Source organism: Stenotrophomonas sp. LGBM10 (genome assembly GCF_046736075.1).
GTDB lineage: Bacteria > Pseudomonadota > Gammaproteobacteria > Xanthomonadales > Xanthomonadaceae > Stenotrophomonas.
Genome location: NZ_CP177163.1, coordinates 3,635,348 through 3,661,911, shown reverse-complemented (window position 1 = coordinate 3,661,911; position 26,564 = coordinate 3,635,348). Strand labels below are relative to the sequence as shown.

General features: G+C 68.2%; 19 protein-coding genes. 8 read left to right on the top strand and 11 right to left on the bottom strand.

Features of this window, described 5'->3' with window-relative positions:
* Positions 1-31: 31 nt before the first annotated feature.
* The 5 genes from ACLB90_RS15960 to ACLB90_RS15940 all read left to right on the top strand — a co-directional run bounded on the left by ACLB90_RS15960 (position 32) and on the right by ACLB90_RS15940 (position 6,343).
* Complete coding sequence (locus ACLB90_RS15960; protein ID WP_411850382.1) at positions 32-889, top strand: 23S rRNA (adenine(2030)-N(6))-methyltransferase RlmJ; 858 nt, start codon at positions 32-34, stop codon at positions 887-889.
* A 94-nt stretch (positions 890-983) separates the two neighbouring features.
* Positions 984-1,529 (top strand): N-acetyltransferase family protein, encoded by a 546-nt coding sequence (locus tag ACLB90_RS15955; protein WP_411850381.1) that lies wholly within the window; start codon positions 984-986, stop codon positions 1,527-1,529.
* A 100-nt stretch (positions 1,530-1,629) separates the two neighbouring features.
* Positions 1,630-5,097: a transcription-repair coupling factor gene (gene mfd / locus ACLB90_RS15950; RefSeq protein WP_411850380.1), complete on the top strand. Its 3,468-nt coding sequence runs from the start codon at positions 1,630-1,632 to the stop codon at positions 5,095-5,097.
* A gap of 77 nt (positions 5,098-5,174) precedes the next feature.
* A complete protein-coding gene (locus ACLB90_RS15945; RefSeq protein WP_411850379.1) occupies positions 5,175-5,687 on the top strand; it encodes a hypothetical protein in 513 nt (170 codons plus the stop codon).
* Between the two features lie 50 nt (positions 5,688-5,737).
* Complete coding sequence (locus ACLB90_RS15940; protein ID WP_411850378.1) at positions 5,738-6,343, top strand: HD-GYP domain-containing protein; 606 nt, start codon at positions 5,738-5,740, stop codon at positions 6,341-6,343.
* Positions 6,344-6,412: 69 nt separating this feature from the next.
* On the opposite strand, the gene ACLB90_RS15935 is transcribed toward ACLB90_RS15940, so the two are convergent.
* The 3 genes from ACLB90_RS15935 to ACLB90_RS15925 form a co-directional block, all read right to left on the bottom strand.
* A complete protein-coding gene (locus ACLB90_RS15935; RefSeq protein WP_411850377.1) occupies positions 6,413-8,512 on the bottom strand; it encodes a M13 family metallopeptidase in 2,100 nt (699 codons plus the stop codon).
* Positions 8,513-8,815: 303 nt separating this feature from the next.
* Entirely contained in the window at positions 8,816-9,565 is a 750-nt protein-coding gene (gene gpmA, locus ACLB90_RS15930) for a 2,3-diphosphoglycerate-dependent phosphoglycerate mutase (RefSeq protein ID WP_411850376.1), read from the bottom strand.
* A gap of 78 nt (positions 9,566-9,643) precedes the next feature.
* The gene (locus tag ACLB90_RS15925; protein WP_411850375.1) at positions 9,644-10,669 is read right to left on the bottom strand and encodes a cation diffusion facilitator family transporter; all 1,026 of its coding nucleotides are present in this window, start codon (positions 10,667-10,669) and stop codon (positions 9,644-9,646) included.
* 148 nt (positions 10,670-10,817) lie between these two features.
* Here ACLB90_RS15925 and ACLB90_RS15920 point away from each other — a divergent pair, with 148 nt between their 5' ends.
* Complete coding sequence (locus tag ACLB90_RS15920) at positions 10,818-12,242, top strand: GGDEF domain-containing protein (RefSeq protein WP_411850374.1); 1,425 nt, start codon at positions 10,818-10,820, stop codon at positions 12,240-12,242.
* Positions 12,243-12,655: 413 nt separating this feature from the next.
* Here ACLB90_RS15920 and ACLB90_RS15915 read toward each other — a convergent pair whose 3' ends face one another.
* The 3 genes from ACLB90_RS15915 to ACLB90_RS15905 all read right to left on the bottom strand — a co-directional run bounded on the left by ACLB90_RS15915 (position 12,656) and on the right by ACLB90_RS15905 (position 17,683).
* Positions 12,656-14,365, bottom strand: coding sequence for a LeoA/HP0731 family dynamin-like GTPase (locus ACLB90_RS15915; RefSeq protein WP_411850373.1), 1,710 nt, complete (start codon positions 14,363-14,365; stop codon positions 12,656-12,658).
* Positions 14,365-16,563: a hypothetical protein gene (locus tag ACLB90_RS15910; protein WP_411850372.1), complete on the bottom strand. Its 2,199-nt coding sequence runs from the start codon at positions 16,561-16,563 to the stop codon at positions 14,365-14,367. Before ACLB90_RS15910 ends, ACLB90_RS15915 begins: the two co-directional genes overlap by 1 nt.
* 79 nt (positions 16,564-16,642) lie before the next feature.
* Positions 16,643-17,683 carry a helix-turn-helix transcriptional regulator gene (locus ACLB90_RS15905; RefSeq protein ID WP_411850371.1) on the bottom strand — a complete coding sequence of 347 codons (1,041 nt, stop codon included), beginning with the start codon at positions 17,681-17,683 and terminating at the stop codon, positions 16,643-16,645.
* 292 nt (positions 17,684-17,975) lie between these two features.
* On the opposite strand from ACLB90_RS15905, the gene ACLB90_RS15900 reads away from it, so the two are divergent.
* Positions 17,976-19,109, top strand: coding sequence for a metallophosphoesterase (locus ACLB90_RS15900; RefSeq protein ID WP_411850370.1), 1,134 nt, complete (start codon positions 17,976-17,978; stop codon positions 19,107-19,109).
* 426 nt (positions 19,110-19,535) lie between these two features.
* On the opposite strand, the gene ACLB90_RS15895 is transcribed toward ACLB90_RS15900, so the two are convergent.
* The gene (locus ACLB90_RS15895) at positions 19,536-20,669 is read right to left on the bottom strand and encodes a fatty acid desaturase family protein (protein ID WP_411850369.1); all 1,134 of its coding nucleotides are present in this window, start codon (positions 20,667-20,669) and stop codon (positions 19,536-19,538) included.
* 2 nt (positions 20,670-20,671) lie between these two features.
* Positions 20,672-21,748: a ferredoxin reductase gene (locus ACLB90_RS15890; RefSeq protein ID WP_411850368.1), complete on the bottom strand. Its 1,077-nt coding sequence runs from the start codon at positions 21,746-21,748 to the stop codon at positions 20,672-20,674.
* 92 nt (positions 21,749-21,840) lie between these two features.
* Between ACLB90_RS15890 and fabR the strand changes: the two genes are divergently transcribed.
* A complete protein-coding gene (fabR, locus tag ACLB90_RS15885) occupies positions 21,841-22,503 on the top strand; it encodes an HTH-type transcriptional repressor FabR (RefSeq protein WP_411852775.1) in 663 nt (220 codons plus the stop codon).
* Between the two features lie 13 nt (positions 22,504-22,516).
* On the opposite strand, the gene ACLB90_RS15880 is transcribed toward fabR, so the two are convergent.
* The 3 genes from ACLB90_RS15880 to ACLB90_RS15870 all read right to left on the bottom strand — a co-directional run bounded on the left by ACLB90_RS15880 (position 22,517) and on the right by ACLB90_RS15870 (position 26,530).
* Entirely contained in the window at positions 22,517-23,941 is a 1,425-nt protein-coding gene (locus ACLB90_RS15880; RefSeq protein ID WP_411850367.1) for a hypothetical protein, read from the bottom strand.
* A gap of 80 nt (positions 23,942-24,021) precedes the next feature.
* Positions 24,022-24,387, bottom strand: a complete 366-nt coding sequence (locus ACLB90_RS15875; RefSeq protein ID WP_017356051.1) for a glycine zipper 2TM domain-containing protein — start codon at positions 24,385-24,387, stop codon at positions 24,022-24,024.
* Between the two features lie 160 nt (positions 24,388-24,547).
* Positions 24,548-26,530 carry an oleate hydratase gene (locus ACLB90_RS15870; RefSeq protein WP_411850366.1) on the bottom strand — a complete coding sequence of 661 codons (1,983 nt, stop codon included), beginning with the start codon at positions 26,528-26,530 and terminating at the stop codon, positions 24,548-24,550.
* Positions 26,531-26,564: the final 34 nt, after the last annotated feature.

Here is a 26,564-nt window from a genome sequence, read left to right as displayed (position 1 = left end):
CGCTGGCGCCCCCGCCCCGTACACTGCGCCGATGAACTACCGCCACGCCTTCCATGCCGGCAACCATGCCGACGTGCTCAAGCACGTCGTCCAGCTTGCCCTGCTCGACACCTTCAAGCGCAAGGACAGTCCGTTCTTCGTGCTCGATACCCACGGCGGCGCCGGCCGCTACCTGCTGGCCAGCGAGGAAAGCCGCAAGACCCTGGAGGCCGAGGACGGGGTGATGCGCCTGATGGCCCAGCCGCAGCTGCCGGCCGTGATCGAGCGTTACCTCAAAGCGGTCCAGGCCGACAACCCGGTCGGGGCCATGATCAGCTACCCCGGCTCGCCGCTGCTCACCGCCCAGACGCTGCGCGAGCAGGACCGCATGGCGGTCTGCGAAGTGCAGGACGATGAAGTGGCCTCGCTGAAGGCCCTGTTCGCCCATGACGCCCGGGTCGGGGTGTACCACGCCGATGGCTACGCCCAGAACAAGGCCCTGCTGCCGCCCAAGGCCAACGGGGTCAAGATCGGCCGCGGCCTGGTCCTGATCGACCCGCCCTACGAGGCGCAGGACGCCGAGTACCAGCGCATCCTGGCCTCGGTGACCGAGATCCTGGGGCGCTGGCCGCAGGCCACGTTCGCGATCTGGTTCCCGATCAAGCAGCGCCGCAGCATCCTGCACTTCCTGCGCAAGGCGGTGGCCCTGCCGGTCCGCTCGGCGCTGACCGCCGAGCTGCTGATCCGGCCCGACGACTCCCCGCTGCGCCTGAATGGCAGCGGCATGCTGCTGCTCAACCCGCCGTGGCAGTTCGACCAGATCCTGGCCCCGGCCATGCCGGCGCTGAAGCAGCACCTGGGCGAGGCGGGCGCCTCGACCCGCCTGCAGTGGCTCAAGCAGGCCGAATGAGCCCCTCCGCCGGGGCGGCGGCCTGTGAGCGTTCCGTTCACGGAAGGCGGCCCCGGGGATGCGAGAATCCGAAGACCACCAAGGAACCACCGGTATGGCTACCCGTAACCGCATGCCGCCCTGGCACGAGACCTTCAAGGCCCCCAGCGGCCATGAGCTGTTGATCCGCCCGATCCGCCCGGAAGACGGTGCGCCCCTGCACGCCGCCTTCAGCCTGTTCGGCCCGGAAGAGATCCGCGACCGTTTCCTGCAGTCGGTGACCGAACTGTCGCCGGAAACCACGCAGCGCCTGACCCACCCCAATCCCAAGAGCGAAATCACCCTGGTCGCTGCGGAATCGCTGCCGGCCGGTGAGGCCGTGGTCGGCGCCGTGGCCCGCGCGTCGATCATCCAGGGCACCCGCGAAGCCGAGTACGCCATCCTGGTCAGCCGCTTCCTGGTCGGCCAGGGTCTGGGCCGGCAGTTGATGCGCAAGCTGGTCAAGTGGGCGCGCGGCAAGTACCTGGACCGTCTCTACGGCGATGTGGCCGAAGAGAACGAGCCGATGAAGCAACTGGCCGCCTCGCTGGGCTTCCAGCCCGTACCGCATCCGCAGGGCACGCCCGGTCTGGTGCGCATGGTGCTCGAGCTCGACAGCTGACGTAGTGCCGGCCGCTGGCCGGCAATGCGTAGTGCCGGCCGCTGGCCGGCAATACGGCGTCCACGGTCGTGGCCGCGCGGTCTGCTAAAATCGGCGGTTCATGTCACGCACCTCCCATCCCGCACCGCCGCTGCCACGTTCCGGACAGCTCCGCGCCTGGTGGCGCGCTCCCGCTTCGGCCACCGCGCTGGCGTGGTATGTCGCGCGTGCCGCGCAGGCCCATGACGGGCCGTTGCTGGTCATCGCCCGCGACAACCACGGCGCCAACCAGATCGAAGCGGACCTGCGCACCCTGCTGGGCAGCAACGCGGACCTGCCGGTGGTGGCCTTCCCGGACTGGGAAACCCTGCCGTACGACGCGTTCAGCCCGCACCCGGACATCATCTCCCAGCGCCTGGCGGCACTGCACCACCTGCCCACGCTGACGCGCGGCATCGTGGTGGTGCCGGTGCAGACCCTGCTGCAGCACCTGGCCCCGCTGAAGTACATCGTGGGTGGCAGCTTCGACCTGAAGGTCGGCCAGCGCCTGGACCTGGACGCGGAAAAACGCCGCCTGGAATCGGCCGGCTACCGCAACGTGCCGCAGGTGATGGACCCGGGCGATTTCGCCGTGCGCGGCGGCCTGCTCGACGTCTATCCGATGGGCGCCGATGCGCCGCTGCGGGTGGAACTGCTGGACGAGGACATCGATTCGATCCGCGCCTTCGACCCGGAGTCGCAGCGCTCGCTGGACAAGGTCGATGCGGTGCGCATGCTGCCCGGCCGCGAAGTGCCGCTGGACGATGCCAGCGTGGCGCGGGTGCTGGCCACCCTGCGCGACCGCTTCGACGTGGATACCCGGCGCAGCGCGCTGTACCAGGACCTGAAATCGGGCCTGGCACCGGCCGGCGTGGAGTACTACCTGCCGCTGTTCTTCGACCAGACCGCCACGCTGTTCGACTACCTGCAGCCCAACATGCTGCCACTGGTGGCGCCGGGCGTCGGCGATGCCGCTGCGGCATTCTGGGCGCAGACCCAGAACCGCTATGAGCAGCGCCGCCACGATGTGGAGCGGCCCCTGCTGGCGCCCCAGGAGCTGTATCTCAGCCCCGACGAACTCAACAGCCGCCTCAATGCACTGCCGCGCGTGGACGTGTGGGCGGCCGACCACCCGCGCATCGCGGACGCGCATGCACTGGGCGACCAGCCACTGCCGCCGTTGCCGGTGGCCGCACGCGATGCACCGGCCGGCGAGGCGCTGAAGTCCTTCATCGGCCACTACCCCGGGCGCGTGCTGATCGCCGCCGACTCGCCAGGTCGCCGCGAGGCGCTGCTGGAAGTGCTGCAGGCCGCCGACCTGAAACCGCCGGTGGTCGCCGACCTGCCGACCTTCCTGGCCCAGCCCGAGCTGCGCTTTGCGATCACCGTGGCACCGCTGGAGGACGGCTTCGCGCTGGACGAACCGGCGCTGGCGGTCCTGACCGAACGCCAGCTGTTCCCCGAGCGCGCCGGCCAGACCCGCCGCACCCGCCGCGCCGGGCGCGAGCCCGAAGCGATCATCCGCGACCTGGGCGAGCTCACCGAAGGCGCGCCGATCGTCCATGAGGATCACGGCGTCGGCCGTTACCGTGGCCTGATCGTGCTGGACGCGGGCGGCATGCCCGGCGAATTCCTCGAAATCGAATATGCCAAGGGCGACCGCCTGTACGTGCCGGTCGCCCAGCTGCACCTGATCAGCCGGTACTCCGGCGCCTCGCCGGAGACCGCGCCGCTGCATTCGCTCGGCGGCGAGCAATGGACCAAGGCCAAGCGCAAGGCGGCCGAGAAGGTTCGCGATGTGGCGGCCGAGCTGCTGGAAATCCAGGCCCGCCGGCGTGCCCGCGCCGGCCTGGCGCTGCACGTGGACCGCTCGATGTACGAACCGTTCGCGGCCGGCTTCCCGTTCGAGGAAACCCCGGACCAGCTCGCCGCCATCGATGCCACGCTGCGCGACCTGGCCAGCAGCCAGCCGATGGACCGCGTGGTCTGCGGCGACGTCGGCTTCGGCAAGACCGAAGTGGCCGTGCGCGCTGCGTTCGCCGCCGCCAGCGCCGGCAAGCAGGTGGCCGTGCTGGTGCCGACCACGCTGCTGGCCGAGCAGCACTACCGCAACTTCCGCGACCGCTTCGCCGATTGGCCGCTGCGGGTGGAAGTGCTGTCGCGCTTCAAGACCACCAAGGAAATCAAGGCCGAGCTGGAGAAGGTCGCCGCCGGCACCATCGATGTGATCATCGGCACCCATCGCCTGCTGCAACCGGACGTGAAGTTCAAGGACCTGGGCCTGGTGGTGGTCGATGAGGAGCAGCGCTTCGGTGTGCGCCAGAAGGAAGCGCTGAAGGCGATGCGCGCCAACGTGCACCTGCTGACGCTCACGGCCACGCCGATCCCGCGGACCTTGAACATGGCGATGGCCGGGCTGCGCGATCTCTCGATCATCGCCACCCCGCCGCCGAACCGGCTGGCAGTGCAGACCTTCATCACGGCCTGGGACAACGCGCTGCTGCGCGAAGCCTTCCAGCGTGAGCTGGCGCGTGGCGGCCAGCTGTATTTCCTGCACAACGATGTGGAAAGCATCGGCCGCATGCAGCGCGACCTGGCCGAGCTGGTGCCCGAAGCGCGCATCGGCATCGCCCACGGGCAGATGCCCGAGCGCGAGCTGGAACGGGTGATGCTCGATTTCCAGAAGCAGCGCTTCAACGTGCTGCTGTCGACCACGATCATCGAATCGGGCATCGACATCCCCAACGCCAACACCATCATCATCAACCGTGCCGACCGCTTCGGCCTGGCCCAGCTGCATCAGCTGCGCGGCCGCGTCGGCCGTTCGCACCACCGTGCCTACGCCTATCTGGTGGTGCCGGACAAGCGCTCGATGACCCCCGACGCCGAGAAGCGCCTGGAGGCTATCGCCTCGATGGACGAACTGGGCGCCGGTTTCACCTTGGCCACGCACGACCTGGAAATCCGCGGTGCGGGCGAACTGCTCGGCGAGGACCAGAGCGGGCAGATGGCCGAGGTCGGCTTCAGCCTGTACACCGAGCTGCTCGAACGCGCGGTGCGCAGCATCCGGCTGGGCAAGCTGCCCGACCTGGATGCCGGCGAGGAAGCGCGCGGCGCCGAAGTGGAACTGCACGTGCCGGCGTTGATTCCGGACGACTACCTGCCGGACGTGCACACCCGCCTGACTCTGTACAAGCGCATCAGCAGCGCGCGCGATCCGGCCGACCTGCGCGAACTGCAGGTGGAGATGATCGACCGCTTCGGGTTGCTGCCCGATCCGGCCAAGCACCTGTTCGCCGTGGCCGAGCTGAAGCTGCAGGCCAACGCGCGCGGCATCCGCAAGCTGGAACTGGGCGAGAACGGCGGCCGCATCGTGTTCGATGCCAAGCCGGACATCGACCCGATGGCCGTCATCCAGCTGATCCAGAAGCAGCCCAAGCTGTACAGCATGGACGGCCCGGACAAGCTGCGCATCCGCCACCCCCTGCCCCTGCCCGAAGACCGCTTCAGCGCCGCAAAGGCCCTGCTGCTGACCCTCACGCCGGGCTGACCGATCCCCCGACCCCCTCCGCTCAGCGGGCCGGAGGGGATCACCCTGTTCTTTTGCCCGCGACAAGGAGAGTTGCTTTGAAACGATTCCATTACCTGGTGCTGGCCGCCGTCCTGGCCCTGCTGACCGCGTGCGGCGGCGGCATGAGCGCCCGCGACTACCTCACCGAGAACGTCGCGTACTGGAACGGCACCACCAGCACCGTGCAGCAGTGGACTGTCGGGCCGCAGAGCGAGCAGCTGCAGCGCGCACTGCAGGAAGGCAAGGGCCTGGGCACCTTCAAGTTCGCGCTGGGCAACGCGCAGAAGGAACAGCAGGACCGCCTGGTCAGCATCGACCAGATGCCGCCGTCCGACGACGCCAAGGACCTGCACCAGAAGCTGCGCACCTATGTGCAGACCGCCGAGGAACTGTTCGGTGTGCTGCTGCAGATTGCCGAACTGCCGGACGGCTACAGCCAGGAGCAGATCGCGCCGTTGGCGGAGAAGCTGACCGTGATCGGTGAGCGCATGGACGTTGAGATGCAGGCCCTGAGCGACGCCCAGGACGCCTACGCCAAGCAGCACCGCATCAACCTGCAGAAGCATTGATCCACCCGGTCCCGGTCACGCAGGTGGCCGGGATCCTTGAAGTTGTGACCGTGACCGATCCCCTCCCCCGCCCCACCGATCACCCCCTCGCCTGCTCCATCGACGCGCTGTCGATGTCGCTGCAGATGCGCGACCCCTACACCCGTTTCCACTGCGACCGCGTCGGCACGATGTGCGAGCAGCTGGGCCGCTACTGCGACCTGGATGCCACCGATCGCGCGCACCTGGCCCTTGCCGCGCGCTTCCACGACATCGGCAAGATCGGCATTCCCGACAACGTCCTGCTGCATCCGGCACGCCTGGATGACGAGCAGCGGGCGATCATGCGCACCCATCCCGAGCGCGGCGAACGCATTTTCGCCGCCACCGGCCGCGCCGACGCCCACGCCGTGGCACGCCTGATCCGCGGGCACCATGAAGCCTACGACGGCAGCGGCTACCCCGACGGCCTCAGGGGCAGCGCCATCCCGTTGGGTGCGCGCGTGCTGACCGTCGTCGACGCCTGGGATGCGATGACCAGCGAGCGGCCCTACCGCGATGCGATGGAGCGCAGCCGCGTCATGTTCCTGCTGGAGGATGCCTCCGGCGGCATGATCGACCCGGAGGTACTGGGCGCGTTCCAGCATCTGCTGCGCCGCGAACCGACCCTGGGCTGAGTTCCCTGCGGTCCGCCCACAAAAAACCCGGCGATTGCCGGGTTTTCTGTATCACTCAACCGCGCGCGATCACCAGATCACGACACGCTTGTCGTCGGCACGCACCATGCCGTCGCCGGCCTTGCACGCGAATGCCTGCGCGTAGGCCGGCATGTTCGACGGCGCGCCGTTGGCACGGAAGTTCGCCGGGGCGTGCGGATCGGTGTTCAGGCGCACGCGCAGCTCGCCTTCGGTGAAGTTGCGGCGCCATACGGTGGCCCAGTTCATGAAGAAGCGCTGGTCCTGGGTGTGGCCATCGACCGGCACGTTGACCTTCGGGTCTTCCTTCAACGCCATCTGCAGCGCGTCATAGGCCACGGTCAGGCCGCCCAGATCGCCGATGTTCTCGCCCAGGGTCAGCTTGCCCTTCACGTTCACGCCCGGCAGCGATTCATAGCCGTCGAACTGCGCGACCAGCTGGTCGGTACGCTGGGTGAAGGCGCTGCGGTCGGTGTCGCTCCACCAGTTGTCGAAGTTGCCGTTGGCGGCGAACTGGCTGCCCGAATCGTCGTAGCCGTGCATCATCTCGTGGCCGATCACCGCACCGATGCCGCCGTAGTTCAGCGCCGGGTCGGCCTTGGCGTCGAAGAACGGCGCCTGCAGGATTGCCGCCGGGAACACGATCTCGTTCTTGGTCGGGTTGTAGTAGGCGTTGACGGTCTGCGGGGTCATGCCCCACTCGGTCTTGTCCACCGGCTTGCCGATCTTGGCCAGCATGAAGCGGTAGTTGAACGCGCGCGCGGCCTGCATGTTGGCCAGGTAGCTGTCGCCGTTGGTCTCCAGGCCCGACCAGTCGCGCCACTTGTCCGGGTAGCCGATCTTCGGAGTGAAGCTGGCCCACTTCTCCAGCGCCTTCTTGCGGGTGTCTTCGCTCATCCACTCCAGCTTCTCCAGGCGCGCCTTCAGCGCCACCGAGAGGTTCTCCACCAGGTGCTGCATGGCCACCTTGGAGTCAGCCGGGAACACGGCATCGACATACAGCTGGCCAAGGCCTTCGCCGATGGCGCCATTGACCGATTCCAGCACGCGCTTCCAGCGCGGCTGCATTTCCTTCTGGCCACGCAGGGTGGTGCCGTAGAAGTCGAAGTTGGCCTTCTCGAAGGCGCTGCTCAGGTACGGCGCGGCGTCATCGACGGTGTGGAAGCGCAGGTAGGCCTGCCAGGTGGCGGCCGGCACGTCGGCCAGCATCTTGTCCACTTCGCCGAAGAAGCCCGGCTGGGCCAGCGAGAACTTCTGCGCGGCCGGCACCTTCAGGGTGTCGAACAGCGCGGTCCAGCTGAAGTTCGGGGTCAGCTTGTCGGCGTCGGCCGCGCTCATCGGGTTGTAGCGCTTGGACGGATCGCGCAGTTCGATGCGCGACAGCGAGGCCTTCGCCAGGCGGGTTTCGAAGTCCAGCACGGCCTTGGCCTGGGTCTTGGCCTGCTCGGCGTCGACGCCGGACAGCGTCAGCACCTGGGCGATGTAGGCCACGTAGGCGTCGCGGATCTTGGCCTGCGAATCGTCGAAGTAATAGCCCTTTTCCGGCAGGCCGAGGCCACCCTGGCCGACGTACGCGATGACGTTGGCCGAATCCTTGTAGTCCGCATTGCCGAACAGCGAGAACAGCACGCCCTGGCCCTGTGCCTGGCTGTCGCGCAGGTACTGGGCGATGGTGGCGGTGTCCTTCAGTGCGGCGATCTTGTCCAGCTGCGGCTGCAGCGGTGCGATCCCGGCGGCTTCGATCTTGGCTTCGTCCGAGCCGGTCTTCCAGATGTCGCCGATCTTGGCTTCCACCGAGCCGGCCTTGGCCTGGCTGGCGGCAGCCTGCTGGACCAGCGCGTGCTGCACTTCCAGCGAGCGCTCGCGCAGGATCTCGAAGCTGCCCCAGGTGGTCTGGTCGTTCGGCACCGGGTTGGCCTTGAGCCACTTGCTGTTGACGAACCCGTTGAGGTCCGTGCAGGCCGCGATGGTCGGGTCCAGGTCGGCGCTGTTGAGGGAAATCAGCGCCGTCTTGATCTGCGACTGATCGAAGGCCGGCTTGGCAGCGGCATCGGCCGTGGCGGCGGGGGTGGTTTCGGTCTTGCCGCACGACGCCAGCGACGCGGCGATGGCGAGGGTCAGGCCCAACGGGACCAGTTTGGACAACTTCATTCGACTCTCCGGCTACGGATGGATGCAACGCCCGCATGGCGGGCAATCACGGAGCGTAGCGCGGGAGCGGAAGCTCGGGACCGGCCAAAGGTCACACCCTGCCCACGGGTGGGTGTGGGGCAGACGTGGTGGTGGGTGCGGGCACACGTGGTGGGTGCGGGGCAGACCGGGTGGGTGCGGACCGTTGGTCCGCACTGGTCTGTTCGTTTCTGGCGCCAAGGGCGGCCGGGCAGAGCCCGGCTCTACGGTGCGTGCAGTGCAGCCGGGCAGAGCCCGGCTCTACGGGACGTGCAGCCGGGCGGGTTACTTCGCCTTGCCCTGGTTGGCCACGGCCTCGGCAGCCTTGCGTGCCGCTTCCGGGTCGCCGAGGTAACGGAACGACTGCACGCTCAGGTCATCGTTCAACTCGAACAGCAGCGGGATGCCGGTCGGGATGTTGAGCTCCAAGATGGCTTCCTGCGAGACGTTGTTGAGGTACTTGTACAGCGCGCGCAGCGAGTTGCCATGCGCGGTGACCAGCACGGTCTTGCCGTCCTTGAGCTGCGGGGCGATCGCGTCGAACCAGTACGGCAGCACGCGGTCCAGCGTGGTCGCCAGCGATTCGGTGCCCGGCAGCGCGTTGCGGTCCAGACCGGCGTAGCGGCGGTCGTGGATCGGGTGGCCCGGGTCCTCGATGTCCATCGCCGGCGGCGGGATGTCGTAGGAGCGGCGCCAGATCTTGACCTGGTCCTCGCCATGCCTGGCAGCCGTCTCGGCCTTGTCCAGGCCCTGCAGGCCGCCGTAATGACGCTCGTTCAGGCGCCAGCTCTTGCTGACCGGCAGCCAGTCCTGGTCCAGCTCGGCCAGCGCGCCCTGCAGCGTGTGGATGGCGCGCTTGAGCACCGAGGTGTGCGCCACATCGAACTGCAGGCCTTCCTCGCGCATCAGACGGCCGGCGGCGGCAGCCTCGCGGCGCCCCTGCTCGGTCAGTTCCACGTCCACCCAACCGGTGAAGCGGTTGTCCAGGTTCCACTGGCTCTGGCCGTGGCGCAACAGTACGAGTTTACGGGTCACTGCAGTATCTCCGACAGATGGCAAGGCAGGCGGGCATTGTAGCGGCAACCCCGCCCGGCCCGCCTGCGCGCGCGGCGGTCAGGGGTGCGGGTGGCCGTGGTGGCCCTGCGCGTCCGGGCCGCTGCGGCGGCGCTCGCCTGCGGCGCCGTGGGCATGCGTGCCGTGGTCGTGGTCGTGGCCCTCATGATCGTCGGCATGGGCAGGTCGCGGCGTACCCACGCTGCAGGCATCCCCGCAGTGGTCGGCTTCGATCTGCAGGGTCACATGGTCGATGCCGAAGCGTTCGTGCAGCGTCTCACCCAGCTCACGGCGCAGGCGGTCCGGGTCCACGCCGGTGCCCATCACCACGTGCGCGGTCAGCGCCGGCGTGCTCGATGCCAGCGCCCACACATGCAGGTCGTGCACATCCACCACGCCATCGTGGCTGCACAGCGCGGTGCGCACCGCGGCCACGTCCATGCCCTTGGGCACGCCTTCCAGCAGCACGTTGATCGCCTCGCGCATCAGCACCCAGGTGCGCGGCAGCACCCACAGCCCGATCAGCACCGCCAGGATCGGGTCGATCGGCTTCCAGCCGGTCCACTGGATCAGCAGCGCGCCCAGGATCACCGCCACCGAGCCGAGCATGTCCGCCCAGACCTCCAGGTAGGCGCCCTTCACATTGAGGCTCTCGCCGCTGCCAGCACGCAGCAGGCGCATCGAGATCAGGTTGATGACCAGGCCGAACGCGGCGATCACCAGCATGCCGGTGGAGGCGATCTCCTGCGGCGTGCGGAACCGTTCGATCGCCTCGTACAGGATGTAGCCGGCCACCACGAACAGCATGCCGCCATTGATCATCGCGCCCAGCGCTTCCAGCCGCGCGTAGCCGTAGGTGCGCTTGGCATCGGGGGGGCGGCGGCTGAGCCGCACCGCCACCAGCGCGATCATCAGCGCCAGCGTATCGGTGGCCATGTGTGCCGCATCGGACAACAGCGCCAGGCTGTTGGTCCAGAAGGCGCCGGCCACCTCGACCAGCAGGAAGGTGGTGGTCAACCCGAGCGCCCACCACAACGGCTTCTCGTGGCGGATCTCGCTGGGCAGGTGATCGTGATCGTGGGCCATGACAGTACCTCCGGAACAATGGGCGCAGGTTAAGCAGGGCGTGCGGCGGAGACTATTACACTTGTGCCTGCGTTCATTCTGTAACTTCATTACAGCTGCGCACGGCCGCTAAGGTTCGACGGCCTGTGTGGCGGGAAGAGCAATCATCGTGGATAACGTTCCAAACCTGGACGAGGCCAGCCGACCGCTGGCCGATGCCTGGCAACATACCCTCCAGTCCACCGGCACGGAGGCCGCGTCGCTGCTGTGCGCACTGGCCGCCGATTCGCCGCCGGAGCTGGCCCACCACTTCTACGACGTGCTGCTGGAAGATCCGCGCGCCAGCCGGTTCCTGTCGCACGACCAGGTCCGCCTGCGCCTGAAGCCGGCCATGCAGCGCTGGTTGTCCCAGTTGCTCACCGCGACCCCGGCCAGCATCCCGGCCCTGGTGGCGGCGCAGCGGGTGATTGGCGACGTGCATGCGCGCGTGGGCATTCCGGTGGATCTGGTCACACGCGGCGCACGGGTGCTCAAGCAGCGTCTGTTCGAACGCATCGTGGCACAGGCGCCCAACAGCGAAGTCGCGTTCCAGGCGATCGCCTGCCTGAGCGCGTCGGTCGACATCGCGCTGGAAGGCATGACCCTGGCGTACACGCATGCGCGCGAGCGCTCCTCGCGTACCGATGCGGCCTACCGCCTGTTCTCGCTGGTGCAGAACGTCAGCACCGAGCGCGAGCGCCAGCGTGCGTTGCTGCTCGACTGGGAAAACGCGCTGCTCTACGCCATCGCCAGCCAGGCCAGCGAGACCGACACCGTCGATCTGGCGCACTCCGAATTCGGCCTGTGGTTCACCCACAAGGGCATTCCCAGCTTCGGCGAAAGCAGCGAAACCGCGCAGGTGGGTGCCCTGATCGCCACCGTGGATGCGCAGTTGCGCGCCGCGCAGGCACACGCCGACGTGGGCGCTCGTTTCACCGCCCTGCAGGGCATCCGCGAGCAGCTGGCACGCATCCGCACGCTGATGAGCATGCTGTTCGAACGCATCGGTGAGCTGGATGCGGGCAGCGACGCGCTGACCAATCTGCTCAACCGGCGCTTCCTGCCGACGGTGCTGCGCCGGGAAATCGAACTGGCCAACAGCACCCACACTCCGTTCTCGGTGCTGCTGCTGGACCTGGACCACTTCAAGGCGATCAACGATGCGCACGGCCATGACGGCGGCGACCGCGCCCTGCAGCATGTGGCCGCCCTGCTCGGACAGCTCACCCGTGGGAGCGACTACCTGTTCCGCTACGGCGGCGAGGAGTTCGTGGTGGTGCTGGTCGCGGCCACGGCCGCACAGGCCGAGGTGATCGCCGAGAACCTGCGCAAGCACATCGCGCAGACCCCGGCGCAGCTCGCCGATGGCCAGGCGCTGGCGCTTACCGCCAGCATCGGCGTGGCCGCGCACGATGGCCATCCGGATTACGAGCGGTTGATGGCCCGCGCCGATGCGGCCATGTACGAGGCAAAAAAGCGCGGCCGCAACCGGGTTGTGCTGGCCAGTGACGACCTGCCCGAACCGCCCGGCCGCCGCGGCCTGCAGCGAGGTTGAGCCGGGCCGTCAACGTGCTCGACGGCGCAGCCAGCGCGACAGCAGGCTGCGCCAGTCACCGCCGAGGGCCATGACGCTCGACGCGCAGCGGGGACAGCGGCGGACAACGTCCACACCCTCCAGCAGGCAATCGCTGCGCGGGCGTACCCAGCGGAACCAGCGGCAGGCGGGGCAGAAGTACATGCGGGCGGGCGGACGGATCATGTGGGTCCCGAGGCCTCGCGGTCAGTCGGACGCCGCTTCATCGCGGACCCGTTCGATCAACGCCTGGGTCTTGGCGATCACGACCCACAAACCGACCAGGGCAAGGGCATTCTTCAACATGGCGCTTCCTTTACTGCGTTGGAGGAGCCTGTATCGTGGCCCGGTGGCGCGACGATCTGCGTCGCAGCGCCACCGGCCCGCACGCCGCCTCAGTTGGGCAGGCGTTTGAACTCGGCTTCGAGCGCGAGCGCTTCCTCGTTCCAGGCCTGGAACTGCTGACGACGCTCCTTGACCACCGCCGTCTCGGCCTGCACGACCTGTACGCTGGCCTCCAGTTCCTGGTAGTCCGGGAACAGGTTGGGCACGGCCTGCTCGCCCTGCAGCATCGTCAGCAGGTCTGCGCGCTGGTCCTCGAACGAGGTCACCATCGTTGCGATGAGCGTCTGGAAGGCCTTCTCGCGCTGGGCTTCGTTCCAGCTGTCCCAGATCTCCATCGCGGCGCCCACGAACACCAGCGCGCCATTGGCGGCCTTGGCGAACTTGACCGCGCCCCACGGCTTGAACTTGAGCGCCTTGCCCACGCCGTCCATGCCCAGCGCCTTGGCCGCCCCCACGATGCCATCGCGCGCGGCCAGTACCGAACCGTTGTTGATCAGGTTGCCCTTCAGCACGTACTGCAGGCCCTGCTTGCCCATATCGCGCATCACCGCATTGATGTGGTTGACCTCGGTATCCAGGTCGAGCTGGACCTTGGCCATCTGCAGGTTGACACCCTTCACGCGCTGCTCGAACTCGTTCTGCAGATGCGTGGACAGCATGATGCCGTCAGCGCCGATCTCGCGCTCGTAGAAGTCGGTGAAGGTCTGGCGGTCCACGCCCTTGGCCTGCAGGATCAGTCCGGCGAAGAAATCGGCAACGAAGCGCCGCAGCTCGATCAGCGTTTCGGAGACATCGCCCTTGGCCTGGACAAGCTGCTGGTTCATGCGCACAGACAGCGCTTCGGTGCGCTGCAGCTCCTCGGCGATGCGCGCATCGTTCTGCCGGGCCACCGGCAGCTGCTTGTCCAGCACGTCGCGGATCACACTGCGGCGGGCGTCTTCCACCAACGCTACCGCCCCGCCGCTGCGCGCGATGCGCTGGCGGGTTTCCTGCTGCAGCATGGCAATGCGCGACAGCCGATGGTAGGTGTCCAGCTGCGACAGCCAGTGCGGCAGCCCCATGTCGAAGGGATTGGCCGCCACCGCCACGATCGACAGGTCGGTGCGCTCGGCCGCGTCCAGCGCGAGCAGGTCGGTCAGACGTCCGGCGACGTTGTCGCGCTTGATCGCCAACGCCGCCTGGTAGCTCTGCTCGTCCTCGACGTCGGCCACGTCATCGAAGCGGCTCAGCACGAACACCGTGCGCGGCAGCAGGTCCAGCGTGCGGAACAGCCAGTTCAGCTCGTCGCGGTGGCTTTCCTTGACCGGGTTGACCGAGTTCATCACGTACAGCACCAGGTGCGCCTGGCTGACGTAGCGGCGGGTGATGTCCTTGTACTTCTCGACCTCATGGGTGTCGGCGCTGATACGGTCCTTGAAGCCGAACAACCCCGGCGTGTCGATCAACGTGAAGTCGTCGCCGACGTCATAGACCTTCACCTCGTTGGAGGACTCCTGGTGGCTGATCTTCATGCTCGCCTCGTCGAGCTGCTCCAGCCACGCCGCCGCGATGGAGGTCTTGCCTTCGGAGAACCCGCCGATCAGGGCGACCTTGAGCTTCTCGCCGGCGATGCCGTCGCGGACGGCCGCGAGCTTGTCGATCACCGACGGCTCCAGCGCGATGCCCAGCGCGCTGCCGCGCTCAAGGAACTGGATCAACTTGCCCAGCACATCGCTGGCCTGGGACTGCTGCGCCTTGAAGGCGCTCAACGTGGTTTCCATCAGAGGGTTCCTTGTGCGTGGATCCGGGAGGAGAGCTGCTGCAGGTTGCGGGTCGATGCGATCAGCACCTGGTTGAGGTGGTCCACCTGCTCGACCGGCGCGCGCAGGGACGCCTGGATACCGGCAACCACCGTATCCAGCTCGGCGAAGGCCTCGGTCAGCCCGTCCTCAAGGCGGCGCTTGAGCTGATCGGCTGCATTGGCGATGTTCTCGTCCACGGTCTTGCGCTGCTGCGTCTGGCGGAATTCGCTGCTGAAGAACCCACGGATCGCCTTGTAGGCCGAGAACGCCAGCGTCAGCGCGGACGGGATCATCAGCAGCCAGCCCACCGGGGTCCAGAACAGCGCAGCGCCACCGATCAGCGTGGCGATGAGGCTGCCGATCTGAATGCCGTGATCGATGTTGAACTTCAGGTCGATGCGGCTGCCCAGGCCGCCCACGGACATGCCGCGGCACGCGTCGAGCAGTTCCTCGGCCTGATGCTGGAACGTCTCGATGATCGAGGCGATCTCCTGCTCGAGGCGCTCGCGCTGTGCGGCCATCGCAACGCCGACATCCTCCACGAGCTGGTTGGCTTCCCGCTCCATGCAGTCCTCCAGCACACTGGCGACCACGTCATTGCCGTGGTCGCCCTCGATGTAGGCGTACATGTGCTCGCGTACGCGCACCGTGTAACGGGCAATACTGGACCGGCCCTTGTCGCGCAGCCGCGCCCGCATCGACTTCACCGCAAGGCCCATCTGGCGCACGGCGCCGTCGGCGTCCTGGGCCAGGCTGGTGGACAGCGGCTGGAACCGCTCCTGCTGCAGCGTGGCGATGCTCGCCGCGACGGTGTCCACCACCTCGCGCGCCTTGTTGAAATTGGACCGCTGGATCTTGGCCTTGCAGTCGTCCACCAGCTCGGTGGTCAGGAACGACTGGAAGTCGGCAAAGCCGCTGCGCTGCCGCAGTTCATCGGCATCCATCCGGTCCAGGAACTTGCGCTGGTTGCGCGCATTGTCCGAGCCGGGCACCAGATGCCGTGCATTGGCCAGGAAGGCGGGATGCGCGCTGACCGTGCGGCTGCCGCGGTACTGGTCAACCAGCACGCTGGCCACGCGCCCGTCCAGGTCGGCCAGGCTGGCCTCCTCGTCGTCGCTGGTGAGCCGGGCCGCCTGCAGCTGCATCGGGTTGGTCACGCGCTTGTTGTACAGGGTCCAGACTTCGGTCTGCGGCCCCAGATGGCGCTCGATCTTCTCCAGCGTGCCGGGGCGCCCCGCCTCGCCCTTCTGCGGCGCGGTCGGCTTGCCGGTGACGTAGAACACGGCGTGCGCGGTCTGTACCGCGCTGTCGATGTGGTCGTGGACCTTGGCCTCGTCGCCTTCGATGCCCGGCACGTCCAGCAGCACGAACGACTGCCCGTTGGCTTCAAAGGCGAAGCGTCCGGTGGCGACGGTGAAATCCGAGCGCCCGTCGCCGATGATGCCGCCATCGGCGTAGGCGGCCAGCTGCTGCAGTGACTTGCCCAGGCCCGCCTGCCGCTGCTCGTCCTCCGACAGCCGCTGCTGCACCTCCGCCAGGCGGGTCTGCTGCGCCTGCCGCGCCGCCTCGCGCTCGCCGTTCACCTCGGCCAGCCGCTGCTGGGCATCGTCCAGGCGGGTGTCCTTCGGCGTACGGCGAAACACGCCCAGCATGCGCGCCCACCAGGAGGGTGCGGGCGCCGCTGCGGCCTCGGCCTGCAAGGCGGCGATGTCGTCCAGCAGCGCGGTCTGGCGCGAGTCGTACTGGATCATGGCCGTCTCCTGCCCGGCCTGCAGCGCGGCCAGCGCGTGCCGTGCCTCGTCAATGCGCGCCTCCAGCGCGGCGATGTCGGCTTCGCTCAGCCCGTGCTCGCGCTGGAACTGGTCGAACGCCTGCTGTGCATCGCGTTTGCTGGCTTCGCCGAGCGCGATCCGCAGCGCTTCGATGAGGGTGGACTTGCCGGCATTGGTCTCGCCATAGAAGGCGATGGTGAAGGCATCCCATTCCGCATTGCGGTCCAGCGCCTGCACCTGCTCGTCGATGCGCTGGCGGAAATCGGCCAGCAGCGCCACCGCAGCGCGGGTATGCGCCTCGAGCTGCGGGTGGGTGGACGGGACGTCGAAGCGGGTGAGAATACCTTCGACGTCGCGTGCGACGTGCCGATAGATATCCGTCGGCGATTGCAGGTCGGTGGTCACGTGACTGTCCTTTTTCATGCGTTGCAGAAGAACCGGGAAAGGGAATGGGGAGGCGCCGACCCACGCGGCGCCCGCAGGATCAGCCAGGAACGCCATCCGAACACGCGGCTGCGACAAGCTGCGCCGCAGCGTCGGGCGACAGCCCCTGCAGGGCGCTGCGCAGGTGCTGCAGGCGCAGCGCGTCGGCGAGCGCGGCGGGGGCCAGCACCTGCACGGCGGGGCCCAGGCCCATCAGCCACCAGCGCAGCTGCGAGGTGTCTTCAACGTCGGCATGCAGGTGGAAGCCGCCGGTGGCGGCATCGGGCGCCAGCACCTGGTCGACCGCCAGTGCCGCCTCGCCCAGGTGCTGGCCCAGTGCGGCGTCGACCCACAGCGACAGCGCGATCCGCCCGTGCCGTTCAAAGCCCGCCGCCACCTGCGGCAGCGCGGTCTCCAGGGCTGCGGCGTCGCCACTGTCGGCCTCGGCATCCAGCCGTACCGCAGCGGCGATGCGGTGCAGCGCCAGCATGCTGCGCGCGGGTTTGCCGTCGATGCGCGCGACCAGGTAGGTGATCGGGCCGCGCAGCACGATGCCCAGGGGGTGCAGGACGTGCACCCGTGCCTGCGCGCGGCCGCGCGCGAGGTAGTCCACCTGCAGCTGCTGGCCGGCGTACAGCGCCTGGTGCACGGCGAGCAGAACCTGGTCGTCGATGCGCGGCGGAATCAACGGCTGGGTGGCATCCACGCGCGCCACCCGGGCATCCCAGCGCGCGGTCGCGCTGCGCCCGAGTCCCTTGGCGAGGGTGCGCTCGGCCTGCTGGAACAGCGGCTCCAGCTCGCGCCACTGGTGCAGCGGCAGCAGATCGCGCAGATGGCCACGGGCGGTCAGCAGCACCACCGCCTGGATGGCCGACATGCCCGGCAGCGAGAATGCCTTGGCATCGCGCTGCCAGCTCCAGCCGAACGGGCGTTCGCGCTCGTCGCATTCCAGCGGGAACACCGCCGACAGTGCCTGCAGGTCGCGTTCGACCGAACGCTTGGTGATCGGGTAGTCCGACGCGAGACGGTCGGCGAGCTCGCCGGCGGTGATCCGCTGGGGCGCGGGCGGCAGCATGTTCAGCAGGGCCCACTGCCGGGCCAACGTTCCTTTCGAATCCTTTCTCAACACCCGCTCCGCTTCGTCCTGAAGATCGGTGGCCGAACGGCCACAGCTACGATCACGCCCTGCGCCACTGCGCAATGCAGGCGTAGGCTACCGCCCAGTTATCGGCAGCGGCAGCCGGATATTTAGCCTGCGCTGCATGCGTGCGGCAAGCCCGCCGATGGTCGTGTGCGGCAATGCATGCCGCCGCATGCTGCATGGTCCGCAGCGTCGCGGCGGCGTAGCATCCCCGTGCCCCGCGCGTCTGCCCGTTTCTGCCAGGAGTTCCCCGATGTCCACCCGTTCCGCTCTGTCCCGCTGCCTCCTGCACGGCATGCGCCTGCTGATGCTGCTGGCGCCGCTCGGTGCGGCCGCGCGCGAGGTGCCGGCGCCGGCCGACCACGTGGACGCCGATGGCCCATACGTGTTCACCACCGCCACGGGGCTGGAAGCGCAGTGGGTGTGCAACGACCACGTGGTGCGCCGCACACTGCCGGCGCGCGGCGCAGGCACTGTTGTCGCACCGGAATGCGGCTACTCGCACCCGCTTGCCGTGCTGCCGGCACAGGCGGTCGCCACAGCCCGGTATCCGGCCACACCGCGCATCGTCGCGCTGTCGGATATCCACGGCCAGTACGACCTGCTGGTCAGGCTGCTGCACGCCCATCGTGTGATCGACGCGGCAGACCGCTGGTCGTTCGGCGATGCCACGCTGGTGGTGGCCGGCGATGTGTTCGATCGCGGCCCGCAGGTCACCGAAGCGTTCTGGCTGCTGTACAGCCTGCAGGAACAGGCCCGCGAGGCCGGCGGCGCCGTGCACTTCGTGCTTGGCAATCACGAAACGATGGTGCTCTACGACGACCTGCGCTACATCAACCCGAAATACCTGCGCAGCGCCGAACTGCTCGGTCGTTCCTACCCTGCGCTGTACGGTGCCGACAGCACGCTCGGCCAGTGGCTGCGCACCCGCCCGGCGCTGCTGCAGATCGGCGACACCCTGTTCCTGCACGGCGGCATTGCCCCGGAGAACCTGGACCTGGTCCGCGACATGGCAACCACCAACACCACCTACCAGGCGTCGCTCGGCCTGCCGCGCGACCAGGTCAAAGCGGCGCCGGACAGCGCGCGTCTGTTCGATGGCAAGACCAGCCCGATCTGGTACCGCGGCTATTTCGATGGCCACATGGATACCGGTCAGGTCCAGGCACTGCTCACGCAGCTGAACCTCCAGCGCATCGTGGTGGGCCACACCTCGATGCCCCACGTGAGCAGCTTCCACGGCAACCGCATCATCGCCATCGACAGCAGCATCAAGGACGGCGAGAACGGCGAACTGCTGTTCATCGAGAACGGTGTGCTCAGCCGTGGCCTGCTCGACGGCAGCCGGGTGCCGCTGGCCGAAGGCACGTTTGCCGAGGACGACTGAGGGCCGGCAGCGGGCCTTGCGGGACGTGCGACATGATCGCAGCCGTTCGCTGACCAGCCTGTCGCGGCGGGCATTCTGGCCGTCGGCGGCAACCGCGAGCGCTATCGCTATCGCGAGCAGGGCTGCGACGCCGCCGGCGTACAGAACCTGGATGACCACACCGACGCCCGCCTGCGCGTGCGCAACGTCAACAGCAGCGGCAAGTACCCACTGCCCGCGCAGGGCCGGCATCGCCTGGAAGTGGGCTGCGAAGGCAGCATGGACGGTCGCGACGAAACCCGCCTGCCGCGGTTGCTGCCGGTAGGCGGTGCCCCGGCAGCGTCAGCGACATCTCCTTCGATGCGCGCGTGCGCCGGCTTGCGCTCTACGGGCAGGACGAGATGTGGCGGTTGCAGTGGGAACGACAGCTCTGACCGGGCGTTGCCCTCAGCCCGGCTGGGTGCTGCCCTCGCCCACCGGTGCCAGCACCGGCGTACGCGCCGGACGGCTCGGGAACGCGTGGCGCAGGATCCGCCACATCACCTGGCCGAACTGCCGGGGCAGCGAGCCGGTGTTGTAGTGCTGGCCGTAGCGCGCGCAGATCTGCTTCACCTCCACGGCGATGGCCGCGTAGCGGTTGGCCGGGATGTCCGGGAAGAAGTGGTGCTCGATCTGGTGGCTGAGGTTGCCCGACATCAGGTTCATCAGCCTGCCGCCGGTCAGGTTGGACGAGCCGCGCAGCTGCCGCAGGTACCAGTGACCGCGGCTTTCATCGCGAACACATTCCTTGGGGAAGGTTTCGGCATCGGCGGTGAAGTGTCCGCAGAAGATGATCACGTACGTCCACACGTTGCGGATCAGGTTGGCCACCACGTTGCCAAGCAGCACCGGCAGGAAGAACGGGCCGGCCAGCGCCGGGAACAGCAGGTAGTCCTTGAACATCTGCCGGCCCATCTTGCGGCCGACCGGGCGGAACTGCGCGCGCAGCTGCTTGAAGGTCATCTTGCCGGCGAGCCAGCGGCCCAGGCGCAGGTCCTGGATGGCGATGCCCCATTCGAACAGCAGCGCGAACACCACCGCCACCACCGGCTGCAGCAGGAAGAACGGGCGCCAGCGCTGCTCCGGGAAGATGCGCAGCAGGCCATAGCCGATATCGTCGTCCAGCCCGCGCACATTGGTGTAGGTGTGGTGGCGGAAGTTGTGGGTTTTGCGCCAGTTGTCGGCGGTGCCGACGATGTCCCACTCGTAGGTGCTGCCCTGCAGCTGCGGATCGCCCATCCAGTCGTACTGGCCGTGGATGACGTTGTGCGCCAGCTCCATGTTCTCCAGGATCTTGGACAGCGCCAGCAGCACCACGCCGGCGATCCACGCCGGGATCAGCACGCTGTGCACGAACGCGCCCAGGAACAGCAGCGCGCGGCCGGCCACGCCGGTCCAGCGCACGCCGGCCACCACGCGGCGGATGTAACGCGCATCGGCGGCGCCCAGGGTGGCGAGCTGCCGCGCGCGCAGCGCATCCAGTTCGGCGCCGAAGGACTGCAGCTCGGCCGTGGACAGGGCGCGGTTGTTGATGGACGACATGCTTACAGCTCCAGGATCAGGTCGGTGCTGGCGCTGTTCACGCACAGCTTCACTTGCGTGGCCGGTTCGGCCGCGTACTCGCCGGTCAGCGTGTGCCGGGTAACCCCGGACGCCTTGCCGCATACGCAGGTATTGCAGATGCCCATGCGGCAGCCACTGGCCGGGCGCAGCCCTTCCGCTTCCAGCGCCTGCAGCAGCGAGGTGCCACGCGGCAGCGCCAGGGTGCGTCCGCTGCGTCGCAGTTCGACCTGCACCAGGCCGGTTTCGGCATCGGGCAGGACCGGCGGACTGAAGGCTTCCACCTGCATCGCGGCGACCTGCGCCTGCAGGCGCGCACGCGCCGTATCGACGAAACCGCCTGGCCCGCACACCAGTACGCGGGCGTTGGCCAGCTCGCCCAGCGCATCGAAGGCGTAGGAATCCACGCGCGGCGACGGGGCGTCCGCGTCGCGGGTCAGCGCGTAATGCACGCGCAGGCGCGGATGGCGCGCGGCAATCGCGTCCAGTTCGTCAACGAAGCACAACGCCTCGCGCTGGCGGGCCCAGTACAGCAGGTCCACCTGCGCCGGCATGCCGGCCGCATCCAGCTGGCGCAGCAGCGCGCGCATCGGCGTGATGCCACTGCCGGCTGCCAGCAGCAGCAGGCGCTGCCCGCTCTGCGGGGGCAGGGTCATCTCGCCGAAGGCCTGGCCCAGCTCGAACACCTCACCCAGGCACGCGCCGCTCACCAGGTGCTGGCTGACCCGGCCGCCGGCGATGGCCTTCACGGTGATCGCCAGCGTGCCATCGGCCAGCGGCGTGGGGCTGTAGCTGCGGCTCAGGCGGCGGCCGTCCACTTCCACGCCCAAGGTGACGTGCTGGCCGGGGGACATCCCGCGGAAGTGGCGGTTCGGCTTCAGGATCAGGGTGACCGCATCGGCACTGGCGGCCGTACGGGCGACCAGCCGGGCCCGCGGCCGGCGCAGCGTCCACAGCGGATGCAGTCCGCCCGCCCAGAAGTCGAACAGGGCCTCCGGCACCCAGCGGCGGGGCGACAACGGGGTGCGGCGGCGGGAATCGGGGCGAAGGCGTGCGCTCATGCCGGCACTATACGGCCGAGCATACGGCTGTGTATACACTTGTATATCGACGGGACCGGCTATGATTCAGCGACGTGACCACCCTGCCCCCGATGACCTCCCCAGACCTGCCCCTGACCGTGGCCGATGATGCCCACCACGGGCGCAAAGCATCGATCACCCGCGACGACCTGCTGGCCGCCGCCCTGGCCCTGATCGGCCCGCATCGCAGCGTCTCCACCCTGAGCCTGCGTGAGGTGGCGCGCGAGGCCGGGATCGCACCGAATTCGTTCTACCGCCAGTTCCGCGACATGGACGAACTCACCGTCGCCCTGATCGATCTGGCCGGGCGTTCGCTGCGCACCATCATCGGCGAGGCACGCCAGCGCGCGGCTTCGTCCGAACGCAGCGTGATCCGGCTGTCGGTGGAGACCTTCATCGAACAGCTGCGCGCGGACGACAAGCTGCTGCATGTGCTGCTGCGCGAGGGCAGCGCCGGCTCGGATGCGTTCAAGCAGGCGGTGGACCGCGAGCTGAACTATTTCGAAGACGAACTGCGGGTCGACCTGATCCGCCTGGCCGCTGCCGATGGCGCGGTGCTGCACGAGCCGGCGCTGGCGTCCAAGGCGATTACCCGGCTGGTGTTCGCGATGGGCGCCACGGCGGTGGACCAGCCGCCGGAGAAGGACCCCGAGCTGATCGAACAACTGGCGCAGATGCTGCGGATGATCATCACCGGCGCCCGTACCATCGCCGGCAATCCGCCGACGCGTTGAGCGCCCTGACCCGCTAGCGCCTTTCCTCGGGCGCGTACCAGAACGGGATGCGGTACTCGCGGCGACGCTCGCGGCCGCGCTTCCCGCCGTCTGCATTCCAGACCAGCAGCAGGTCGTGGCGCCCCGGCGACAGCGCGTCCAACGGCAGGTAGCCGACCAGGCCGCGCATCTCCAGGTCGCGCCGCTCGATCGGCAGGAAACCGTCCAGCGGCACGGGCTTGCCGTCCAGGGTCACCTGCCAGACCTTCGCCAGGCACTGCACGGCGCGGGTCGCCGCCTCCGGCCCTGCCGCAGTGTTGCCGCCCTCGGGCAGCGCGCACACGCGTTTCGCCAGCGCGTTCTCGCGCTTGGGCTGGTGCGGAATGAACAGCCGCAGCCGGCTGCCCTGGATCACGTCGGCCGGAATCATCGGATACCGCAGCAGGCGATCATGCTCGGTCCGCAGCGATTCGTAGTGGGCGCTGAGCATTCCCTGGTCGACGGCCTCCCCGGTCACCACCTCGTACTGGTCGAGCATCGAGAACCGCATCGACCCCACCGCCTGCACGCCACCGATCATCATCGCGACCATCACCGCGCCGAAATACAGCCACATGAAGTGGCGGGCGCGCTGATTGCTCTGCAACATCAACTGCACCGGCAGCAGCATCCGCATCGGGACGAACCACTGGTTGATGGCCAGCAGGCGATGGGTGATCCGCTCCAGACGCGGGCTCGTCCCGCCACGCGCATGGCGTTTGGCGACCATCTTGTCCAACGCGCCGACACCGATGCCCAGCGCCAGCGGCACCGCCACCAGCGCGAGAAGGATGGCCAATGCCACGTCGTCGGAATGGGGGAACAGCGAGCCGATGCCGGCGGCGACCGTGATCGCCAGTATCGACATCAGTCCGATCACCGCGATGGTCAGGGCGAACAGCAGCGTGGTCGAGAACAGCGTCGAGGCGGCGCGGTCGGCGCTGATGATCGCCTGGTCCAGGCTGACGACCCGCGCCTGGTAGAAGGTGCGCGCCGTCCGTCCCATGAAGGGCACGTTGTCCCAGCGGATGCCCTGCGGAAAATTGCTTTTCAGGCCGATCAGGCCCACCCAGTACCCGCGGATCGCCAGGTGCGCGATCAAGGCGATTGCCAGCACGTAGCACAGGCCCACGCAGGTGCTGAAGCCGAACCACAACGCCTGCCAGTAGATGCCGTCGGCGTGCACTTCGCTGACCGCCCAGGCATCGAAGACACGACCGGGCACGGCCAGCAGCGCGAATGCGAGCAGGCCGGAAATGAACATCTCCAGTTCGTCGGTCCGCTCGCGCAGGCGGGCGAAACGTCCGTTCGTGTCCGTGTCTGCGACGGGTGCGGCGGGGGTACTGCCAGGCTCGAGCGTGTCGCTCACGGGCGGGTCGTCCATGCGGTTTGGCGGAGTATACGGGGGCTGCCGCCACATTCGGCAAGGTCCGGACATGACGACGCCGGCCTGCGGCCGGCGTCGGGTATCACGGTTGGCTGGGGACCGGCCCGTGCGGATCAGCGATACACACGCTCGCAGCGGCGTTCCACCACGCGGTTGCCGGACTCCTGCTGGTGGCGGCCCTGCACGTTGCGGCCCACCGCACCGCCGGCCACTGCGCCGGCCACCGTGGCCACCTTCTTGCCGTTGCCGCCGCCGACCTGGTTGCCCAGCAGGCCACCGACGATGGCGCCGGTGGCGGTACCGGTGATGCGGTTGGGGTCCTTGGCGTTGCGCTGGACCTCCACGTTCTTGCACACCACCTTGCTGCCGTCATTGAAACGGCGCCCTTCGTCCTTCGGTCCGTAGGTCTGTGCCGTGGCGGCAAAGGACGACGCCAGCAGCGCGCCTACGCACAGCAGATGGGAGAGGGTCGGTTTCATGTCGGCTCCTTGTGTCGGCTCGTGCGGACAGTGTCCGCGCGTCGACGGCTGCAGGCCGTGAAATCGTGTGGAAACGGCGTCAACGCGCAGCGCGCGGTTCAGCATGCAGCCGGGTCGGCGACGCCCCAACGTCGCCTCGCCGCTGCATGCTGTTCTCCCCTCAGCGCGCGCGCCGGCCCAGCTTTTCGCCCAGCCGGTCCAACCGCGCCGACAGTTCCCTGAGCGCCACGCTGCCCTTGCCCGACAACCACGACAGCTCTTCCTCCAGGAAGCCCTCCCTGTCCTTCTCCGCCTGGGGCAGCGGCGGCAGGATGTGCGCGTAGTAGCTGTTGCCCAGCAACCGGTGCAGCAGCCGCTCGCCCGGGAACGGCGCGTTGTTGTTCAACGCGCGTGCCGCCTTGATCAGATTGCGGATGTCGTACTGGGTCGGGCTCAGGTCCGGCACCTGCTTGCGCAGACCCAGCAGGGTGTACACCGCCACGCGCGCCGTGCGGATCGAGCTCTCCATCGTGAAGATCACATCGTTGCGCGTTTCCACGAACTGCCCCAGCAGGCCCAGGTTGGTGCACCCGGCCGGCACCACGTGCGGACGGTCGCCAGCCGCACGCGGCATGAACTGCGCGGTGATGTAGGGCATCAGCGCCAGGCGCACCCTGGTGGCGGCGGCCACGGCGTCGATCTGGTCGCCGATTCCGAGGTGATGGCACAGCTCGGCCAGCACCTCGCGCCCGGTACACGCCGGCATCGGCTTCTTGATGTGGTTGCCGTCCTGGTCCATCAACAGCGCATAGACCCAGACCACCAGCACGTCCTTGGGCTGGTCCACGAAATGCGGCTGACGGTTGACGGTGAAGCTGAGGACCCAGTTCGAATCGGTGATGGTGATGACGCCACCGGTCACGGTGCGCCCGGAATACGGGTCGTTGACCGACAGCGCGCGGATCGCGTCCACCAGCGGTGACGGACGGCAGGTCAGGGTCGCCGACTCCCACATCGACCGGTCCACATCGCCGTAGAACTTTTCCGGCCTGCCGAAGATCGGCGACTGCCGTGCCAGGTTGCGCCACAGCGCCCAGTCGCTGTCCTCGCCCGGCTCACGACGCTCGCGCGCCAAGGGCGGCACCGTGTCCATGTCGCCGTAGGCGGTGCCTTCGGTCATCGAACCGGTGAGCGCGAACACCAGGTCGCCGGCCGCCACCGGCAGCGTCGTATCGTTGCCGGCCACCCGGCAGCGCAGGCCGGTGACGGTGCGCGACTCGCCGTCCACCGCCATCTGCAGGTCGTACACGCGGGTGTCGAACTGCACGTTCACGCCCTGCGCGCGCAGCATCCGCGACAGCGGCACCACGAAACTCTCGTACTGGTTGTACTTGGGAAACACCAGCGCGGACATGTCGTTCAGCCCGTCGATGGCGTCCAGGAAGCGATGCATGTAGAGCTTCATCTCCAGCAGGCTCTGCCAGTTCTCGAAGGCGAACATCGAGCGCCAGAAGAACCAGAAGTTGCTCTGCAGGAAGCCCTCGCTGAAGTAGTCCTCGATGGTCACGTCATCGAGATCCTCCTTGCGCTTGAGCAGCAGCTTGACCAGTTCCCACTGCTGGCCCCTGCTCAAGCCGAAGGTGGCGAAATCCTTGACCTTGCCCTGCTGGTGCAGCAACCGCGCCTTGGACCAGTTCGGGTCGTTGTCGTTGACCGCGCGGTACTCGTCGAGCACGCTGAAGCCGGCCGGCAGTTCAAGCGCGGGCACATCCTGGAACAGGTCCCAGAAGTTGTCGTAGTTCCAGTTCATCTCGCGGCCGCCGCGGATCAGGTAGCCCTGCTCGGGGTCGCCCGCGCCATCCAGCGAACCGCCTTCGATATCCAGGCTGTCCACCAGCGTGATGTTGGCCGCCGGCATGCCGCCGTCGCGGATCAGGTAGAACGCAGCCGCCAGCCCGGCAATGCCGGTACCGATGATGTAGGCCTTGCGCTCTGCGACGCCGTCCGGCGGGAGCGGCCGGTTGCGCATGTAGGCGCCCATCATGTCCGGTGGCGGCAGGGTGTTCTGCGGCCGGTTGGACCAGTAACCGCCGGTGCTGTCCGGTTCGTGCTCGAAGGGCGACGCGGCGCCCGCGGTGGATCCTGTTGAGGTGGGCTGGCTCATGGCACTGCTCCTGTGATCAGGGGATACCCTGCCC

Coding starts and splice junctions, on each gene's coding strand:
- ACLB90_RS15960 (WP_411850382.1), top strand. CDS start 32: ATGAACTACCGCCACGCCTTCCATGCCGGCAACCATGCCGACGTGCTC.
- ACLB90_RS15955 (WP_411850381.1), top strand. CDS start 984: ATGGCTACCCGTAACCGCATGCCGCCCTGGCACGAGACCTTCAAGGCC.
- mfd (WP_411850380.1), top strand. CDS start 1,630: ATGTCACGCACCTCCCATCCCGCACCGCCGCTGCCACGTTCCGGACAG.
- ACLB90_RS15935 (WP_411850377.1), bottom strand. CDS start 8,512: ATGAAGTTGTCCAAACTGGTCCCGTTGGGCCTGACCCTCGCCATCGCC.
- ACLB90_RS15925 (WP_411850375.1), bottom strand. CDS start 10,669: ATGGCCCACGATCACGATCACCTGCCCAGCGAGATCCGCCACGAGAAG.
- ACLB90_RS15915 (WP_411850373.1), bottom strand. CDS start 14,365: ATGGAAACCACGTTGAGCGCCTTCAAGGCGCAGCAGTCCCAGGCCAGC.
- ACLB90_RS15900 (WP_411850370.1), top strand. CDS start 17,976: ATGTCCACCCGTTCCGCTCTGTCCCGCTGCCTCCTGCACGGCATGCGC.
- ACLB90_RS15895 (WP_411850369.1), bottom strand. CDS start 20,669: ATGTCGTCCATCAACAACCGCGCCCTGTCCACGGCCGAGCTGCAGTCC.
- ACLB90_RS15890 (WP_411850368.1), bottom strand. CDS start 21,748: ATGAGCGCACGCCTTCGCCCCGATTCCCGCCGCCGCACCCCGTTGTCG.
- fabR (WP_411852775.1), top strand. CDS start 21,841: ATGACCTCCCCAGACCTGCCCCTGACCGTGGCCGATGATGCCCACCAC.
- ACLB90_RS15880 (WP_411850367.1), bottom strand. CDS start 23,941: ATGTGGCGGCAGCCCCCGTATACTCCGCCAAACCGCATGGACGACCCG.
- ACLB90_RS15875 (WP_017356051.1), bottom strand. CDS start 24,387: ATGAAACCGACCCTCTCCCATCTGCTGTGCGTAGGCGCGCTGCTGGCG.
- ACLB90_RS15870 (WP_411850366.1), bottom strand. CDS start 26,530: ATGAGCCAGCCCACCTCAACAGGATCCACCGCGGGCGCCGCGTCGCCC.